14 protein-coding genes and 3 tRNA genes are annotated in these 18,049 nt (G+C 63.8%); 13 read left to right on the forward strand and 4 right to left on the reverse strand.

Annotated elements, in window-relative coordinates; all coding sequences use genetic code 11:
- The first annotated feature begins 83 nt into the window (after positions 1-83).
- The 6 genes from DMX10_RS12175 to DMX10_RS12200 are packed head-to-tail and all read left to right on the forward strand — an operon-like array spanning position 84 to position 6,000.
- Positions 84-1,166: an ABC transporter ATP-binding protein gene (locus DMX10_RS12175; RefSeq protein WP_111261313.1), complete on the forward strand. Its 1,083-nt coding sequence runs from the start codon at positions 84-86 to the stop codon at positions 1,164-1,166.
- 10 nt (positions 1,167-1,176) lie between these two features.
- Positions 1,177-2,274 carry an ABC transporter ATP-binding protein gene (locus DMX10_RS12180; protein WP_111261314.1) on the forward strand — a complete coding sequence of 366 codons (1,098 nt, stop codon included), beginning with the start codon at positions 1,177-1,179 and terminating at the stop codon, positions 2,272-2,274.
- Positions 2,271-3,140 (forward strand): carbohydrate ABC transporter permease, encoded by an 870-nt coding sequence (locus DMX10_RS12185; RefSeq protein ID WP_111261315.1) that lies wholly within the window; start codon positions 2,271-2,273, stop codon positions 3,138-3,140. The genes DMX10_RS12180 and DMX10_RS12185 overlap by 4 nt, the downstream gene beginning before the upstream one ends.
- A gap of 8 nt (positions 3,141-3,148) precedes the next feature.
- The gene (locus tag DMX10_RS12190) at positions 3,149-3,949 is read left to right on the forward strand and encodes a carbohydrate ABC transporter permease (protein WP_111261316.1); all 801 of its coding nucleotides are present in this window, start codon (positions 3,149-3,151) and stop codon (positions 3,947-3,949) included.
- Positions 3,950-3,957: 8 nt separating this feature from the next.
- The gene (locus DMX10_RS12195; protein WP_111261317.1) at positions 3,958-4,230 is read left to right on the forward strand and encodes a DUF2160 domain-containing protein; all 273 of its coding nucleotides are present in this window, start codon (positions 3,958-3,960) and stop codon (positions 4,228-4,230) included.
- Positions 4,231-4,263: 33 nt separating this feature from the next.
- The gene (locus DMX10_RS12200) at positions 4,264-6,000 is read left to right on the forward strand and encodes an ABC transporter substrate-binding protein (protein WP_111261318.1); all 1,737 of its coding nucleotides are present in this window, start codon (positions 4,264-4,266) and stop codon (positions 5,998-6,000) included.
- Between the two features lie 91 nt (positions 6,001-6,091).
- On the opposite strand, the gene folD is transcribed toward DMX10_RS12200, so the two are convergent.
- Entirely contained in the window at positions 6,092-6,946 is an 855-nt protein-coding gene (gene folD / locus DMX10_RS12205) for a bifunctional methylenetetrahydrofolate dehydrogenase/methenyltetrahydrofolate cyclohydrolase FolD (RefSeq protein ID WP_111261319.1), read from the reverse strand.
- A 270-nt stretch (positions 6,947-7,216) separates the two neighbouring features.
- On the opposite strand from folD, the gene DMX10_RS12210 reads away from it, so the two are divergent.
- From DMX10_RS12210 to DMX10_RS12220, 3 genes are all read left to right on the forward strand, one after another.
- A tRNA-Arg gene (locus tag DMX10_RS12210) sits at positions 7,217-7,293 on the forward strand.
- Positions 7,294-7,328: 35 nt separating this feature from the next.
- Positions 7,329-7,404, forward strand: a tRNA-His gene (locus DMX10_RS12215).
- A gap of 54 nt (positions 7,405-7,458) precedes the next feature.
- Positions 7,459-7,543: transfer RNA gene (locus DMX10_RS12220), tRNA-Leu, on the forward strand.
- 312 nt (positions 7,544-7,855) lie between these two features.
- Here DMX10_RS12220 and DMX10_RS12225 read toward each other — a convergent pair.
- The 3 genes from DMX10_RS12225 to DMX10_RS12235 form a co-directional block, all read right to left on the reverse strand.
- Positions 7,856-9,667: a serine hydrolase gene (locus DMX10_RS12225; RefSeq protein ID WP_111261320.1), complete on the reverse strand. Its 1,812-nt coding sequence runs from the start codon at positions 9,665-9,667 to the stop codon at positions 7,856-7,858.
- Between the two features lie 102 nt (positions 9,668-9,769).
- Entirely contained in the window at positions 9,770-11,056 is a 1,287-nt protein-coding gene (locus DMX10_RS12230) for an ATP-binding protein (protein ID WP_111261321.1), read from the reverse strand.
- 3 nt (positions 11,057-11,059) lie between these two features.
- Entirely contained in the window at positions 11,060-11,767 is a 708-nt protein-coding gene (locus DMX10_RS12235) for a response regulator (RefSeq protein WP_111261322.1), read from the reverse strand.
- A gap of 260 nt (positions 11,768-12,027) precedes the next feature.
- Here DMX10_RS12235 and tig point away from each other — a divergent pair, with 260 nt between their 5' ends.
- The 4 genes from tig to lon all read left to right on the forward strand — a co-directional run bounded on the left by tig (position 12,028) and on the right by lon (position 17,997).
- Entirely contained in the window at positions 12,028-13,338 is a 1,311-nt protein-coding gene (gene tig, locus DMX10_RS12240) for a trigger factor (RefSeq protein WP_111261323.1), read from the forward strand.
- Between the two features lie 94 nt (positions 13,339-13,432).
- Positions 13,433-14,077, forward strand: coding sequence for an ATP-dependent Clp endopeptidase proteolytic subunit ClpP (gene clpP, locus DMX10_RS12245; protein WP_111261324.1), 645 nt, complete (start codon positions 13,433-13,435; stop codon positions 14,075-14,077).
- A 110-nt stretch (positions 14,078-14,187) separates the two neighbouring features.
- Positions 14,188-15,468, forward strand: a complete 1,281-nt coding sequence (clpX, locus tag DMX10_RS12250) for an ATP-dependent Clp protease ATP-binding subunit ClpX (protein WP_111261325.1) — start codon at positions 14,188-14,190, stop codon at positions 15,466-15,468.
- Positions 15,469-15,600: 132 nt separating this feature from the next.
- Positions 15,601-17,997 carry an endopeptidase La gene (gene lon / locus DMX10_RS12255; protein ID WP_111261326.1) on the forward strand — a complete coding sequence of 799 codons (2,397 nt, stop codon included), beginning with the start codon at positions 15,601-15,603 and terminating at the stop codon, positions 17,995-17,997.
- The last annotated feature ends 52 nt before the right edge of the window (positions 17,998-18,049 follow it).

Genomic DNA, 18,049 nt, shown 5'->3' on the forward strand with positions numbered 1-18,049 from the left:
TTTTCGTGTCCTGGCACGGAAGTCGCCTTGTGGTAGTGCGGCCCAGAGCCGCCAATGGCTGAGAACAACCACAAGGACACGCCATGTCGTTAACGCTGGAGCATGTCTCCCGCGTCGTCGACCACCAGGTCTACATCGACGACGCCTGCCTGAGCTTCGAGCCGGGCTCCTTCAACGTGCTGGTCGGTCGCACCCTGGCTGGCAAGACGTCGCTGATGCGCCTGATGGCCGGGCTGGACAAGCCCAGCAGCGGGCGCATCCTGCTCAATGGCGTCGACGTGACCGGTGTGCCGGTGCGCCGCCGCAACGTGTCGATGGTCTACCAGCAGTTCATCAACTACCCCAACCTCACGGTGTTCGAGAACATCGCCTCGCCGTTGCGGCAGAACGGCGTGGGCCGCGAGGAGATCGAGCGCAAGGTGCGCGAGACGGCGCAGATGCTGCGCATCGAGAAGTTCCTGCAACGCCATCCGCTGGAGCTTTCCGGCGGCCAGCAGCAGCGCACGGCCATGGCCCGGGCGCTGGTCAAGGATGCCGACCTGGTGCTGTTCGACGAGCCCCTGGTCAACCTCGACTACAAGTTGCGCGAGGAGCTGCGCCAGGAGATGCGCGAGCTGTTCCGTACCCGTCGCAGCATCGCTGTGTACGCCACCACCGAGCCCAACGAGGCGCTGGCCCTGGGCGGCACCGCGACCATCCTCCACGAGGGGCGGGTGATCCAGAGCGGGCCGACCACCGAGGTCTACCAGCGGCCGCAGCAGGTGCTGGCCGCCGAGCTGTTCTCCGAGCCGCCGATCAACCTGGTGGACGGGCGCATCAGCGAGGGCGAGGTGAGCTTCCGCGACTTCGTGCACTTCCCCCTGACCACCGAGCTGCGCGAGCTGGGCGAGGGCGCCTACCGCTTCGGCGTGCGCCCCGGCCACATCGGCCTGGTGCCGTCCAACGACGACGACCTGGAACTGGCGGTGAAGGTGGAGCTGGCCGAGATCAGCGGCTCCGAGACCTTCCTCCATGTGCGCAGCGAGCACTTCGCCCTGGTCCTGCACCTGCAGGGCGTGCACGAGTACGACGTGGATGCGCCGATCCGCATCTACATCCCCACCCACAAACTCTTCGTCTTCGACGCCCAGGACCGCCTGGTCCTGGCGCCGAGCCGTCGTACCTGAGGAGCCGCCCATGGCCGAGATACGCCTGCAGAGCCTCGCTCACAGCTACGCCAGCCAGCCGAAGGGGCCGGAGGACTACGCCATCCTGGCGATGGACCACGTCTGGGAGCAGGGCGGCGCCTATGCGCTGCTGGGGCCTTCGGGCTGCGGCAAGTCGACCCTGCTGAACATCATCTCCGGGCTGCTCAGCCCGTCCGAAGGGCAGGTGCTGTTCGACACCCGCGAGGTCAACCTGCTGCCGCCGGAGGCACGCAACATCGCCCAGGTTTTCCAGTTCCCGGTGGTCTACGACACCATGACGGTGTTCGACAACCTGGCCTTCCCGCTGCGCAACCAGGGCCTGCCCGAGTCGCGGGTGCTGAGCAAGGTCAGCGAGATCGCCGAGGTGCTCGACCTGCACCACCTGCTCAAGCGCAAGGCGCGCAACCTGACGGCGGACGAGAAGCAGAAGGTGTCGATGGGGCGCGGGCTGGTGCGCGACGACGTGTCGGCGATCCTCTTCGACGAGCCGCTGACGGTGATCGACCCGCACCTGAAGTGGAAGCTGCGGCGCAAGCTCAAGCAGATCCACGAGCAGTTCAACATCACCATGATCTACGTGACCCACGACCAGTTGGAGGCCTCGACCTTCGCCGACAAGATCGCGGTCATGTACGAGGGCCGCATCGTCCAGTTCGGCACCCCGCGCGAGCTGTTCGAGCGGCCGCTGCACACCTTCGTCGGCTTCTTCATCGGCAGCCCGGGGATGAACCTGATCGAGGTGCGCCCGGAGGGTGAGGCGCTGGTCTTCGGCGCCACCCGGGTGCCCCTGGCCCCTGCCATGGCGGCGCACCTGGCCAGGGGTGGCTGGAGCAGCCTGAAGCTGGGCATCCGCCCGGAGTTCGTGCACGTCAGCGACGAGCCTTTCGTCGACGCCCTGGCCGGCGAGGTGACCCACGTGGAGGACCTGGGCACCTACAAGATCCTCACCCTGAACCTGGATGGGCAACGCCTCAAGGCGCGTATGCAGGAAGACCAGGCGGTACCGCGCGGCACGGCGTGGATCGGCTTCCCCTCGCAGTGGCTGATGCTCTACGCCGATGACTTGCTGGTGGAGGTGGCGCCATGACCGACAAGGTGATCAACAACAAGGCCTGGTGGCTGGTGCTGCCGGTGTTCCTGCTGGTGGCCTTCAGCGCCATCCTGCCGATGATGACGGTGGTGAACTATTCGGTGCAGGACATCTTCGATGCCTCCACCCGCACCTTCGTCGGCACCGAGTGGTACAAGCAGGTGCTGCAGGACCCGCGCCTGCACGACTCGCTGTTGCGCCAGTTCATCTTCTCCGCCTGCGTGCTGCTGATCGAGATCCCGCTGGGCATCGGTATCGCCCTTTGCATGCCGACCCGGGGGCGCTGGGCTTCGGCCAGCCTGATCGTGATGGCCATCCCGCTGCTGATCCCGTGGAACGTGATCGGCACCATCTGGCAGATATTCGGCCGCGCCGACATCGGCCTGCTGGGCTGGACCCTGAGCAAGCTGGGCATCAGCTACAACTACGCCTCCAACACCATGGATGCCTGGGTGACGGTGCTGGTGATGGACGTGTGGCACTGGACCTCGCTGGTGGCGCTGCTGTGCTATTCCGGCCTGCGCGCCATCCCCAATGCCTACTACCAGGCGGCGCGCATCGACCGTGCCTCGGGCTGGGCGGTGTTCCGCCACATCCAGCTGCCGAAGATGAAGAGCGTGCTGCTGATCGCCGTGATGCTGCGCTTCATGGACAGCTTCATGATCTACACCGAGCCCTTCGTGCTCACCGGCGGCGGGCCGGGCAACGCCACCACCTTCCTCAGCCAGACGCTGACCAAGATGGCGGTGGGGCAGTTCGACCTGGGACCGGCGGCGGCATTCTCGCTGGTGTACTTCCTCATCATCCTGCTGGTGTCTTGGCTGTTCTACACGGCCATGACCCACGACGACTCGAAGAGCTGAGGCCGCCCATGACGCCACGCAAAACCCTGGTGCTGCTCGCCTACATCCTGTTCCTGCTGGTGCCGATCTACTGGCTGCTGAACATGTCGTTCAAGAGCAACACCGAGATACTCGGCGGCCTGACGCTCTGGCCCCACGAGTTCACCCTGCGCAACTACCAGGTGATCTTCACCGACCCGAGCTGGTACGAGGGCTACCTCAACTCGCTCTACTACGTGTGCCTGAATACGGTGATCTCCCTGGCGGTGGCGCTGCCGGCGGCCTACGCCTTCTCGCGCTACCGCTTCCTGGGGGACAAGCACCTGTTCTTCTGGCTGCTGACCAACCGCATGGCGCCGCCGGCGGTGTTCCTGCTGCCGTTCTTCCAGCTGTATTCGTCCATCGGCCTGTTCGACACCCATATCGCCGTGGCCCTGGCCCATTGCCTGTTCAACGTGCCGCTGGCGGTGTGGATCCTCGAGGGCTTCATGTCGGGGGTGCCGAAGGAGATCGACGAGACGGCCTATATCGACGGCTACAGCTTCCCGCGCTTCTTCGCCAAGATCTTCATCCCGCTGATCGGCTCGGGCATCGGCGTGACGGCGTTCTTCTGCTTCATGTTCTCCTGGGTCGAGCTGCTGCTGGCACGCACCCTGACGTCGGTGAATGCCAAGCCGATCGTGGCGGTGATGACCCGCACCGTGTCCGCCTCGGGGATCGACTGGGGCGTGCTGGCGGCGGCGGGGGTGCTGACCATCCTGCCGGGCGTGCTGGTGATCTGGTTCGTACGCAACCACGTGGCCAAGGGCTTCGCCCTCGGCCGGGTATGAGGTGACTTATGGAATGGATGGCCTGGACCCTGCCCACCGCGACCTTCTTCGGCAGCATCGCGCTGGTGCTGTTGCTGATGGGTATCTGGGAGCTGCGTTCGCCCTGCGTCGAGCGCAAGGGCTTCCTGCCGATCGTCACCACCCGTGGCGACCGGCTGTTCATCGGGCTGCTCGGGAGCGCCTACCTGCACCTGCTGGTGATAGGCGCGACCAGCTGGAACCTGTGGGTAGCGTCTGCGCTATCCGTCGTGTGGTTGTTGGTCGTGATGCGCTTCGGCTAGTTGCGACCGTTCAAAATCCCCAAGGAGGTGTCTATGTTCGAAAACAATTACAAGACCCGACATAGCATGGCGATGGCGGCCCTGCTGGCGTTGTCTGGATTGAGTGGCGCGGCCTGGGCCGATGCCTATGAGGATGCGGCGAAGAAGTGGATCGACGCGGAGTTCCAGCCCTCGACCCTGAGCAAGGAGCAGCAGCTGGCGGAGCTGAAGTGGTTCATCAAGGCCGCCGAGCCGTTCCGCGGCATGGAGATCAACGTCGCCTCGGAGACCATCGCCACCCATGAGTACGAGTCCAAGGTGCTGGCCAAGGCCTTCAGCGAGATCACCGGCATCAAGCTCAAGCACGACCTGATGCAGGAAGGCGACGTGGTGGAGAAGCTGCAGACGCAGATGCAGTCGGGCAAGAACATCTATGACGGCTGGGTCAACGACTCGGACCTGATCGGCACCCACTTCCGCTACGGCAAGGCGGTCTCGATCACCGACATGATGGCCAACGAAGGCAAGGACGTGACCTCGCCGACCCTGGACCTCAACGACTTCATCGGCATCTCCTTCACCACCGGGCCGGACAAGAAGATCTACCAACTGCCCGACCAGCAGTTCGCCAACCTCTACTGGTTCCGCGCCGACTGGTTCGAGAAGCCGGAGCTGAAGGCCAAGTTCAAGGAAATCTACGGCTACGAGCTGGGCGTACCGGTGAACTGGTCCGCCTACGAGGACATCGCCGAGTTCTTCAGCAAGCACGTGAAGGAGATCGACGGCAAGCGCGTGTATGGCCACATGGACTACGGCAAGAAGGACCCGTCCCTCGGCTGGCGCTTCACCGACGCCTGGTTCTCCATGGCCGGCGGCGGCGACAAGGGCCTGCCCAACGGCCTGCCGGTGGACGAGTGGGGCATCCGCGTCGAGGGTTGCCGCCCGGTGGGCTCCAGCGTCACCCGTGGTGGCGATACCAACGGCCCGGCGGCGGTCTATGCGACCCAGAAGTACGTCGACTGGCTGCACCAGTACGCGCCGCCGGAAGCCCAGGGCATGACCTTCTCCGAGGCTGGCCCGGTGCCCGCGCAGGGCAACATCGCCCAGCAGATCTTCTGGTACACCGCCTTCACCGCCGACATGACCAAGCCCGGGCTGCCGGTGGTCAACGCCGACGGCACGCCGAAGTGGCGCATGGCGCCGTCGCCCAAGGGCCCGTACTGGGAGGAGGGCATGAAGCTGGGCTACCAGGACACCGGTTCCTGGACCTTCCTCAAGTCCACCCCCGAGAAGCAGCGCCTGGCGGCCTGGCTCTACGCGCAGTTCGTCACCGCCAAGACCGTTTCGCTGAAGAAGACCCTGGTGGGGCTGACGCCGATCCGCGAATCGGACATCAACTCCCAGGCGATGACCGACGCGGCACCGAAGCTCGGCGGGCTGGTGGAGTTCTACCGCAGCCCGGCGCGCCTGCAGTGGTCGCCCACCGGCACCAACGTCCCGGACTACCCGCGCCTGGCGCAGCTGTGGTGGCAGTTCATCGCCGAAGCCGCCAGCGGCGACAAGACCCCGCAGGAAGCCCTGGATGGCCTGGCCGCCGCGCAGGACACCATGATGGCGCGCATCGAGCGCTCCGGCGTGCAGGGCGAGTGCGGGCCGAAGCTCAACGAGGAGCGTGACGCCCAGTACTGGTTCGACCAGCCGGGTGCGCCGAAGCCGAAGCTGGCCAACGAGAAGCCGAAGGGCGAGACCGTGAGCTACGACGAGCTGGTCAAATCCTGGCAGAAGAAATAAGGCGGGAAGGCAGGTCCCGGACGCCCGGGGCCTGTTCGCTGAAACGAGAAACGGCACCCGAGGGTGCCGTTTTTCATGGTGCTGCCGCTGCTCAGTCGTGCAGGGTTTCCGCCGCGTGGAGGGTGTTTTCCAGCAGGCAGGCGCGGGTCATGGGGCCGACGCCGCCCGGGACCGGGGTGATCCAGCTGGCGCGTTGCAGGGCCGGCTCGTATTCCACGTCGCCCACCAGCTTGCCGTCTTCCTGGCGGTTGATGCCGACGTCGATGACGATGGCGCCTTCCTTGATCCACTCGCCCTTGACCAGGCCCGGCTTGCCGGCGGCGACCACCACCAGGTCGGCGCGGCCCACGTGGCCGGCCAGGTCCTTGGTGAAGCGGTGGGTGACGGTGACGGTGCAGCCGGCCAGCAGCAGCTCCAGGGCCATGGGGCGGCCGACGATGTTGGAGGCGCCGACGACGACCGCGTCCATGCCGTAGAGATCGGCCCCGGTGCTTTCCAGCAGGGTCATGATCCCCTTCGGCGTGCAGGGGCGCAGCAGCGGCATGCGCTGGGCCAGGCGGCCGATGTTGTAGGGGTGGAAGCCGTCCACGTCCTTGTCCGGGCTGATGCGTTCGAGCAGCAGGGACGCGTCCAGGTGCGCAGGCAGCGGCAGTTGCACGAGGATGCCGTCGATGGTCGGGTCGACGTTGAGGCGGTCGATCAGCGCCAGCAGGTCTTCCTGGCTGGTGCTGGCCGGGAGGTCGTGGGCCTCGGAGATGAAGCCGACTTCCTCGCAATCCTTGCGCTTGTGCGCGACATAGACCTGAGAGGCCGGATCGCTGCCAACCAGGATGACGGCCAGGCCGGGAATGCGCAGGCCTTGCTGGCGGCGCTCGTCGACGCGCTGGGCTATCTGTTGGCGGAGGCGGGCGGCGATCGTTTTGCCGTCGATCAGTTGTGCGGTCATGTCGCGTGATTAACCATCGGAAGGGGCTAAAAAGGGCGCATATTCTCGCATGGCGTGGCTTTCGGGCAAAGGCGGCTGGTCAGCATTTTCCCGTAACCCCTTTATCTTTATAAATATTTTTTAAAATCCTGTTGACGAGGTAGGGGCCCCTCTATAACATGCGCCCCGCTTGTCGAGCACAGCACCTAGCTGGGTAAGACGGCAAACGTAGAAGTCTACAGGCTTCTGCTGAAGCCGAAGCTTTTAGTAATCTGTTCCACAGATGAATAAGCGCCCGTAGCTCAGCTGGATAGAGCATCCGCCTTCTAAGCGGATGGTCGCAGGTTCGAGTCCTGCCGGGCGTGCCAATTTGGCAAGTTTGGCTCAAGCAAGACGTAATATGGTGGGCGTAGCTCAGTTGGTAGAGCACAGGATTGTGGCTCCTGGTGTCGTGGGTTCGATTCCCATCGTCCACCCCATATTCGAGAAAGCGCCAGGCCTAGTGCCTGGCGTTTTCGTTTCAAGCGTTGCAAGCGGACGTGGTGAAATTGGTAGACACACCAGATTTAGGTTCTGGCGCCGCAAGGTGTGAGAGTTCGAGTCTCTCCGTCCGCACCATGTAAGCAGTCGTAGTCCGGGTTGCGCGAGGTGAGCCTCCAAAGATCACGGATACGCAGTTAGAGAAAGGCAGCTCCCTCGGGGCTGCCTTTTTTCGTTTTAGGGCGCGGTTCGTGCGCCAACCGGCCGCAGTGCCGTTCCCTGGGGGCTGTGTTCTACTCGAGTCTCGCCGCCCGCCCGGCCGCAAGGCATCGGGCAGGGATGCTGGTCGGGTGGGGCGGTCTGTTCATTCCACGTTCTTGTAGAGCCTTTCCTGGGTGCATCCGCCCGGTTGGTTTTCTCGTGCGCGTAGTTTGCAGGCCGGCTGGGTGGTCAGGGATTGGCGTCATTGCGTACGAAGCGGTAGCCCAGGGCTTCGAAGCCGTCCGGGCGCAGGGTGAGGGTGTCGCCGAGGCTGCGGCCGCTCCCGGCGAGGATGGCGTGGGCATTGTCCTGTGGCTGCAGGATGTAGTCGCCGATGGGTTCGCCGTCGGAGCGACCGCTGGCCAGGAGCAGGCCGTCTTCCAGGCGCAGCCTGAGGCTCAGGGTGCTGTCGTCGCTCGCGTCACCGGCAATGCGATAGTCGCCAGCCAGCTCTGCCCATTCGGGAGTGATGGGGGCGGCATCTACGCGTTCACCGATGAATAGCGTCTGCCCGTGTCGGCGGCCGACCAGCACCTGGCGCTCTTGCAGTTCCACCACATCCAGCTGCAATTGGCCCAGCTCGCCCAGATCCTGGGGCCAGAGGCCGAGGAGTTTCTTGCGGGCCCTCAGCCAGCCGGCTTCGTCCCGCAGCAGTTCGACGCGAAGGCCGGGGAGCTCCGCGTACAGGCGTTCGCCCCTGGGATGGATATGGATCAGGCCGGCGCCTGTGGCGTAGCGCCCGCTCAGGCGTCGGCGATCCTGTGGGTGCGGGCGTTGCAGGCCGGCAATGCCGGAAGGCTTCGCCGGGTTGTTTTCGGGGTGGGCTGCCATGCCATCGCGCGCCTGCAGCATCAGTCGCATCGACAGGCTGGTGAGCTGAGCTGTGAAGGCTGCGGCACTGTCCGAGTTGGCGAGGACGACGACGCCGAGGCGCTGTTCAGGCAGCAGGATCATCTGGGCATTGAAGTCGCCGGTCGAGCCGCTGTGTTCGACGATGCTCAAGCCCGGGATGGCCAATTCGCCGCCGCAATCATCGAGGAACCAGCCGAGGCCCACCGAGCAGTCCAGGTCCAGCGCGTTGCCGACGTTCTGCGGGCGCAGCATCTCGCGGATGGAGGTTGGCTGTAGTACCTGTCGGCCCTGGTAACGGCCCTCGGCGAAGATCATCTGCATGAAGTGGCTGAGGTCGACCGGGCTGGCCCAGAGGCTGCCCGCGGAGAGGTCCCTTATGTTGAGATCCGCCGAGGGCTTGCCTCCTTTATAGCCGTGTGCGCGGTAGGGCTGCTGGGCGCTGTTGCCGAGGAAGCTCGCATGGCGCATGCCCAGCGGTTGCAGCAGGGCTGCCTGGGCACACTGCTCGAAGTCGCAGTCACTGCTGCGTTCGATAGCCGCGCCGACCAGGGCGTAGCCGAGGTTGGAATAGACGGTCTGGGTACCGGGCTTATGGCTCAGCCAGGTGCCGCTGGCGAGGGCGGGCAGTTCGCCCAGGGGCCGCGGGTGCTCGGCGACCTGGCCTTCGAGGCGGTCGGTCGGCAGGCCCGATTGGTGGCTGAGCAGGCGGCGCAGGGTGATCGCCCGGTCGGCTGCCGCCTGATCCGTGTGGAAGCGCGAGCGCACGTAGAACTCGCGCAGGCTGGATTGCAATGGGGCGTCCAGGTCCAGGGCTCCCCGTTCGCGCAATTGCATGGCGAGGCTGGCGGTGATCGGCTTGGACAGCGAGCCGACGCGGAAGGCGGTGTGCTCGTCGGCGGAGAGGCGTCGCTCGCGGTTCGCGTAACCGAAGCCCCGGGCCCAGATCACCTGCTGGTCGTCCACCAGCGCCAGGGCCAGGCCGGGTATTTCGTGGATCTGCATCTGCTGACGGATGTGCTCCTGCAGGAAGACGATCAGTTCGCTGTAGTCGCCCTGGCGGATATCCGGCGACGGTGTGCTCGGCAGGCCCTGGCAGCCAGCGCTGCCCAGCAGGCAACCGAGCAATGGCAGGCGCAACGCGTGGAACATGGGGGTCTCCCTGGGTGATCAGGGAGCCGATGCTAGGGGCGGTGGGGTGGGGCAGTCCGCCTGGCTTTGTCTGCAGTCTGTGAAAGATTGTGAAGCGGCGCCTCAGCCCTGGCGGGCCCAGCTGAGGCGGAAGGAGGCGCCGCCCTGTGGTGCGTCCAGCACTTCGGCTCGGCCACCGTGCCATTGCGCGACACGGTGGACGATGGCCAGTCCCAGGCCGAAGCCGCCGGTGCGACGGTCGCGGCTCTCGTCGAGGCGGGAGAAGGGTTCGAAGACCCGCTGGCGGGACTCCTCGGGGATGCCCGGGCCGTCGTCGTTGACCTGGATCTGGTAGCTGTCACCGTCCTGGAGGAGGGCGACATCCACCCGGCGGTCGGCATGGCGGATGGCATTGCGCAGCAGGTTGATCACTGCGCGGGCCATGAAGCGTGGCTCGATGCGCAGGCTTTCTACCGTGCAGGTGCTGATCTCGCAGCGCACGCCGGCCGCTTCGGCTTCCAGGGCCACGTCGGCGACCACGCTTTCCAGCCAGCTGGCGGCGTCGATGTTCTCGCGGTGCGAGCCTATGGCGCTGTGCTCCAGGCGCGCATAGGTGAGCAGTTCGGAGACCATCCCTTCCAGCTCGCCCAGGTCGGCACGCATGTCGTCCACCAGGGCCTGGTGGTCGGGGTGGTCGGAGCGGCGGGCCATCTGTTCCAGTTCGAAGCTGAGGCGGGAAATGGGGGTGCGCAGTTCGTGGGAGACGGCGTTGGTCAGCTCGCGCTGGTTGCTGATAAGGCTTTCGATGCGATCGGCCATCTGGTTGAAGTGCTCCGCCAGCTTGCGGCAGTCGGAGCCACGGAATACCGGCGTGCGGGTGCCGAGGTCGCCGTCGCCGAAGCGCTGGGCGGCCAGGCGCAGGGTCTCCAGGTTGCGCCAGTGTGGGCGGACCCAGAGGAACAGCACCAGGCCCACCAGGAAGCCCAGCAGCAGGTAGGCGCCGATGGTGTAGAGCAGGGTGCCGGCCGGCTCCGCGGGCAGGTCGATCACCAGCAGCTGCGGGCCGTCATCGATGCGGCTTATATAGCGGGTGTAGTTCTCGCGGGTGACCAGCAGGTCGTTGAGGATCAGCTTGCGCTCGCGCTCGTCCAGGGCGAGGTCGCTGGCGTCCTTCAGCTCCAGGCGCAGGCCGTAGTGGGGGCGCCAGTCATCCATCTGGCGCGCGCGGCCGGTGGCGTCCAGTTGGCGCAGGCGCTCGGTGAGGGCGTAGGCCTGGCCGCGCACCGCTTCGCGGTTGTATTCCTCGAGGCTCGGGGCGAAGAGGGTTGAGATGACGTGGTCGACCACGAAGATGGCGCCGCCGAAGCCCACCGCGAGCAACAGATAGAGGCGCAGGAACAGGCGCAGCATGGTTCAGCTCTCCCAGCCCAGGGGGTTGAACAGGTAGCCCTTGCCCCAGACGGTCTTGATCCGCACCGGCTCGCGTGGGTTGTCCTGCAGCTTGGCGCGCAGCTTGCTGATGCAGACGTCGACGCTGCGGTTGAGGCCGTCGAAGCCGATGCCGCGGGTGCGGTTGAGAATCTCGTCGCGGGAAAGGATCTCGCCAGCCTGGCCGGCCAGCAGCCAGAGCAGTTCGAACTCCATGGTGGTGAGTTCGATGTCCTGGCCGCCCAGTTCGGCACCTCGGCGGCGGCGATCGATGTTCAGGCGGCCGAATTCCAGGCTGTCGCGCTCGCCGCCGGCTGGGGCATGGCGCCTTAGCAGCGCGCGCAGGCGGGCGAGGAGGACAGGGGGCTCGATGGGCTTGATCACGTAGTCGTCGGCACCGGATTCGAGGCCGAGGATGTGGTCGAGGTCGCTCTCCTTGGCGGTGAGCATCAGGATCGGCGTGTCGGCGATGCGGCGGATCTCGCGGCAGACGTGCAGGCCGCTCTGGCCGGGGAGCATCAGGTCGAGCATCACCGCCTGGGGGCGGAATTCGACGAAGTTGTCGAGCGCGGTGTCGCCACGGTGCACCTGGCGAACCTCGAAACCGTGTTCGGAGAGGTACTGGGACATCAGGCGGGCGAGCTTCTGATCGTCCTCGACCAGCATTACCTTGCTGAGGGCGTGGCTTTCCATGGTTGTTTCGTCGGTCGGCGGGAGGCGTCGCGCATTATAAGCACCCTCCGCGGTCGTCGCTCCAGTGGTGCGCCAGGCGGCGTAGTCCCTGGCCTTGAGGCCTTCTCGGGGAGGCCTGCCGGGTCCAGGCGGAGCACGGGAAAAGCGCTGTTGCATCTGCCGTCGCCGCTGGGGTGACTTCTGCATTTCGCTCCTCTAGAATGCATGCCCTTGATTATGGGGCCGGTCCGGCCGGCTAACGTCTGCAACGAGGAATATCCATGCAAGTTTCTGTTGAAAGCACCTCCGCTCTCGAGCGCCGTATGACTGTTGGCGTTCCGGCTGAGCGGATCGAGACTGAGGTCACCAAGCGTCTTCAGCAGACTGCTCGTCGCGCGAAAGTCGCTGGCTTCCGTCCGGGCAAGGTGCCCATGAGCGTGATCCGTCAGCGTTACGAAGATTCCGCTCGTCAGGAAGTTCTGGGCGATCTGATCCAGTCCTCCTTCTATGAAGCCGTCGTCGAGCAGAAGCTCAACCCGGCGGGCCAGCCTTCCGTAGAGCCGAAAGTGTTCGAGAAGGGCAAGGACCTCGAGTTCATCGCCACCTTCGAAGTGTTCCCCGAGTTCCAGGTTGCCGGTTTCGATTCCATCGCCATCGAGCGCCTGCAGGCCGACGTGTCTGACGCCGATGTCGACAACATGCTGGAAATCCTGCGCAAGCAGAACACCCGCTTCGAAGCCGTCGAGCGTGCCGCCGAGAACGGCGACCAGCTGAACATCGACTTCGTCGGCAAGATCGACGGCGAAGCCTTCGCCGGAGGTTCGGCCAAGGGCACTGCCCTGGTTCTGGGTTCCGGCCGCATGATTCCGGGCTTCGAAGAGGCACTGGTCGGCGTCAAGGCCGGCGAAGAGCGCGTCATCAATCCGACCTTCCCCGAGGATTATCAGAACCTCGACCTGGCCGGCAAGACCGCTGAGTTCACCGTCACCGTGAACAGCGTTTCCGCTCCCCAGCTCCCGGAGCTGAACGACGAGTTCTTCACCCTGTTCGGCATCAAGGAAGGCGGTCTGGAAGGTTTCCGCGCCGAAGTCCGCAAGAACATGGAGCGTGAGCTGCGTCAGGCCATCAAGTCCAAGGTCAAGAACCAGGTGATGGACGGCCTGCTGGCTGCCAACCCGATCGAAGTGCCGAAGGCCCTGATCGGCAACGAAGTGAACCGTCTGCGCGTGCAGGCCGTCCAGCAGTTCGGTGGCAACATCAAGCCCGACCAGCTGCCGGCCGAACTGTTCGAAGAGCAAGCCAAGCGCCGCGTCGTGCTGGGCCTGATCGTCGCCGAAGTGGTCAAGCAGTTCGAGCTCAAGCCCGATGACGCCCGTGTTCGCGAGCTGATCGAGGAAATGGCTTCCGCTTATCAGGAGCCCGAGCAAGTCGTGGCCTGGTACTACAAGAACGACCAGCAACTGAACGAAGTGCGTTCTGTTGTGCTGGAAGAACAAGTTGTAGATACTGTCCTGCAGAAGGCCAACGTGACCGACAAAGCGGTCTCCTACGAAGATGCAGTCAAGCCGGTAGAAGCTCCGCAAGCCGCCTGATCGTTTCGCCTCGTTCGAGCACACCATAAGCCAGCCTCCGCGCTGGCTTATGCGTCTTTGAGACATGACATTAGTTAGGGAGTGATCGCTGGACATGTCCCGCAATTCTTATATGCAGCAACAGGTCCCTGATATCCAGGCCGCCGGTGGCCTCGTGCCCATGGTGATCGAGCAGTCCGCCCGTGGCGAACGTGCCTATGACATCTACTCACGCCTCCTGAAGGAGCGGGTGATCTTCCTGGTTGGCCCGGTAGAGGACTACATGGCCAACCTGGTCGTGGCGCAGCTCCTCTTCCTCGAGGCGGAGAACCCCGACAAGGACATCCACCTCTACATCAACTCCCCGGGCGGTTCGGTGACGGCTGGCATGTCGATCTACGACACCATGCAGTTCATCAAGCCCAACGTTTCCACCACCTGCATCGGCCAGGCCTGCAGCATGGGCGCGCTCCTGCTCGCCGGTGGCGCTGCCGGCAAGCGCTACTGCCTGCCGCATTCGCGGATGATGATCCACCAGCCGTTGGGCGGTTTCCAGGGCCAGGCTTCGGACATCGAGATCCACGCCCGCGAGATCCTGACCATTCGTGAGCGCCTGAACAAGATCCTCGCCGACCACACCGGTCAGCCGATCGACGTCATCGCCCGCGATACCGACCGCGACAACTTCATGAGCGGTGAAGAGGCGGTCAAGTACGGCCTCATCGATCAGGTCCACAGCAAGCGCCAACTGGCGAGCTAAGCGGTTCCGCAATACCGCGGCCGGAACATCTCCGGCCGCTTCGCGGGCTTGAAAATGCCCGCATTTGCCTTCATCTTGTGTTTCATGCCTATCCCGATTGGATTGATCGAATGACTGACACCCGCAATGGCGAGGACAACGGCAAGCTGCTCTATTGCTCCTTCTGCGGCAAAAGCCAGCACGAAGTGCGCAAATTGATTGCCGGCCCCTCGGTCTTTATCTGCGACGAGTGCGTGGACCTGTGCAACGACATCATCCGCGAGGAGGTGCAGGAAGCCCAGGCCGAGAACAGCGCGCACAAGCTGCCCGCGCCCAAGGAAATCCGCACCATCCTCGATCAGTACGTCATTGGTCAGGAACGTGCCAAGAAGGTGCTGGCCGTAGCGGTCTACAACCACTACAAGCGCCTCAATCAGCGTGACAAGAAAGACGATATCGAACTCGGCAAGAGCAACATCCTGCTGATCGGCCCGACCGGCTCGGGCAAGACGCTGCTGGCCGAGACGCTGGCTCGTCTGCTCAATGTCCCCTTCACCATCGCCGATGCCACCACCCTCACCGAGGCGGGCTACGTGGGTGAGGACGTCGAGAACATCATCCAGAAGCTGCTGCAGAAGTGCGATTACGATGTCGAGAAGGCCCAGATGGGCATCGTCTATATCGACGAGATCGACAAGATTTCGCGCAAGTCCGACAACCCGTCCATCACCCGTGACGTTTCGGGCGAGGGCGTGCAGCAGGCGCTCCTGAAACTCATCGAAGGTACTGTCGCTTCGGTTCCGCCCCAGGGTGGTCGCAAGCATCCACAGCAGGAGTTCCTGCAGGTCGACACGCGCAATATCCTGTTCATCTGCGGTGGTGCGTTCGCTGGTCTGGAAAAAGTCATCCAGAACCGTTCCGCTCGCGGCGGTATCGGCTTCAATGCCGAGGTCCGCAGTGTCGAGCTGGGCAAGAAGGTCGGCGAAGCCCTCCGTGACGCAGAGCCGGAAGATCTGGTGAAGTTCGGGCTTATTCCGGAGTTCGTGGGTCGTCTGCCGGTCATCGCCACGCTGGACGAGCTCGACGAGGCCGCGCTGATGCAGATCCTCACCGAGCCTAAGAATGCTCTGACCAAGCAGTACGCCAAGCTCTTCGAGATGGAGGGGGTCGATCTCGAATTCCGTCCCGATGCGCTGAAGGCAGTTGCCCACCGCGCTCTGGAGCGTAAGACCGGCGCCCGTGGCCTCCGCTCCATCCTCGAAGGCATCCTGCTCGATACCATGTACGAAATCCCCTCGCAGACCGAGGTGAGCAAAGTGGTAATCGACGAGAGTGTCATCGAAGGTACTTCCAAGCCCTTGCTGATCTACGAGAACAGCGAGCAGCCGGCCAAGGCCGCGCCTGACGCTTGATGAAACAAAGGGGCCTCCGGGCCCCTTTGCATTTCCTACTACAGCGCTTGTTTTTTCCCGGACCTGCCCCCATCTTAGGTCCCAGGGTTATCCCATCTGTTACCGGCCATTGGCCGCTGTAGAGCTGAAATCATGAAGACAACCGTTGAATTGCCTCTCCTGCCATTGCGTGATGTCGTGGTCTATCCGCACATGGTCATCCCACTCTTCGTGGGCCGTGAAAAATCCATCGAGGCCCTCGAAGCCGCGATGACCGGGGACAAGCAAATTCTTCTGTTGGCGCAGAGGAATCCGGCCGATGACGATCCGGGCGAAGACGCCCTTTACCGGGTCGGCACCGTAGCGACCGTCCTGCAGTTGCTGAAATTGCCCGACGGCACCGTGAAGGTGCTGGTCGAGGGCGAGCAACGTGGTTCGATCGAGCGTTTCACCGAGGTCGATGGCCACTGCCGCGCCGAGGTCTCCCTCATCGATGAGGTGGACGCTGGCGAGCGCGAGTCCGAGGTCTTCACCCGCAGCCTGCTCAGTCAGTTCGAGCAGTACGTGCAACTGGGCAAGAAGGTGCCTGCCGAGGTTCTTTCCTCGTTGAACAGCATCGACGAGCCCGGTCGCCTGGTGGACACCATGGCTGCTCACATGGCGCTGAAGATCGAGCAGAAGCAGGAAATCCTCGAAATCACCGAGCTTCCCGAGCGCGTCGAACACGTGCTGGCGTTGCTGGATGCCGAGATCGACCTGCTGCAGGTCGAGAAGCGTATCCGTGGCCGCGTGAAGAAGCAGATGGAACGCAGCCAGCGCGAGTACTACCTGAATGAGCAGATGAAGGCCATTCAGAAAGAACTGGGTGACATCGATGAGGGCCATAACGAGATCGAGGAGCTGAAGAAGCGCATCGATAACGCCGGCCTGACCAAGGAAGCATTGGCCAAGGCCAATGCCGAACTGAACAAGCTGAAGCAGATGTCGCCGATGTCTGCGGAAGCCACCGTGGTGCGTTCCTATATCGACTGGCTGGTCAATGTGCCGTGGAAGGCTGAGAGCAAGGTGCGTCTCGACCTCGCCAAGGCCGAGGATATCCTCGATGCCGATCACTACGGCCTGGAGGAGGTCAAGGATCGTATCCTCGAGTACCTCGCCGTGCAGAAGCGCGTGAAGAAGGTCAAGGGCCCGGTGCTTTGCCTGGTCGGCCCGCCCGGCGTCGGCAAGACCTCGCTGGCCGAGTCCATCGCTCGTGCCACCAACCGCAAGTTCGTACGCATGGCCCTCGGTGGCGTGCGTGACGAGGCGGAAATTCGCGGCCACCGTCGGACTTACATCGGCTCCATGCCGGGTCGCCTGATCCAGAAGATGACCAAGGTCGGCGTACGTAACCCGCTGTTCCTGCTGGACGAAATCGACAAGATGGGCAGCGACATGCGTGGCGACCCCGCTTCGGCGCTGCTGGAGGTGCTCGATCCCGAGCAGAACCACAACTTCAACGACCATTACCTGGAAGTCGACTACGACCTTTCCGACGTGATGTTCCTTTGCACGGCCAACTCCATGAACATTCCGGCGCCGCTGCTGGATCGCATGGAGGTGATCCGTCTTCCGGGCTACACCGAGGACGAGAAGGTCAATATCGCCACCAAGTACCTCGCGCCCAAGCAGACCCAGGCCAACGGCCTCAAGAAGGGCGAGCTGGAGTTCGACGAGGCCGCGATTCGCGACATCATCCGCTACTACACCCGCGAGGCCGGGGTGCGCAGTCTCGAGCGGCAACTGGCCAAGGTGTGCCGCAAGGCGGTCAAGGAACATGCCCGCGAGAAGCGTTTCAAGGTGCTGGTAACGGCCGAGTCGCTCGAACACTTCCTCGGTGTGCGCAAGTTCCGCTATGGACTTGCCGAGCTGCAGGACCAGGTCGGGCAGGTCACCGGCCTGGCCTGGACCCAGGTCGGCGGCGAACTGCTGACCATCGAAGCCGCCGTGGTCCCTGGCAAAGGCCAACTGACCAAGACCGGTTCGCTGGGTGATGTGATGGTGGAATCCATCACGGCTGCATTGACCGTCGTGCGCAGTCGCGCGAAGAGCCTCGGTATTCCTGCTGACTTCCATGAGAAGCGTGACATCCACATCCACATGCCGGAAGGGGCGACCCCCAAGGATGGCCCGAGCGCGGGTATCGGGATGTGCACCGCATTGGTTTCGGCCATGACCCAGATCCCCGTGCGGGCCGATGTGGCCATGACCGGGGAGATCACCTTGCGTGGTCAGGTACTCGCCATCGGGGGGCTGAAAGAGAAATTGCTGGCTGCTCACAGGGGCGGGATCAAGACCGTGATCATCCCCGAAGAGAATGTGCGTGATCTGAAAGAGATTCCCGAAAATATCAAGCAGGACCTGGCCATTAAACCTGTTAAATGGATTGACGAGGTCCTGCAAATTGCGCTGCAATACGCCCCGGAGCCCTTGCCCGATGCGGCTCCCGAGATGGTTGCAAAGGATGACAAGCGCGAGTCTGATTCCAAGGAGCGAATCAGCACGCATTAGCCGGGGGGCTTTCTTGACACATTTTTCTAGCCCTTGTTATAAAGCGGCTCTT

Origin of the sequence: Pseudomonas sp. 57B-090624 (genome assembly GCF_003234055.1) — a bacterium.
GTDB classification, from domain to species: Bacteria; Pseudomonadota; Gammaproteobacteria; order Pseudomonadales; family Pseudomonadaceae; genus Metapseudomonas; species Metapseudomonas tohonis.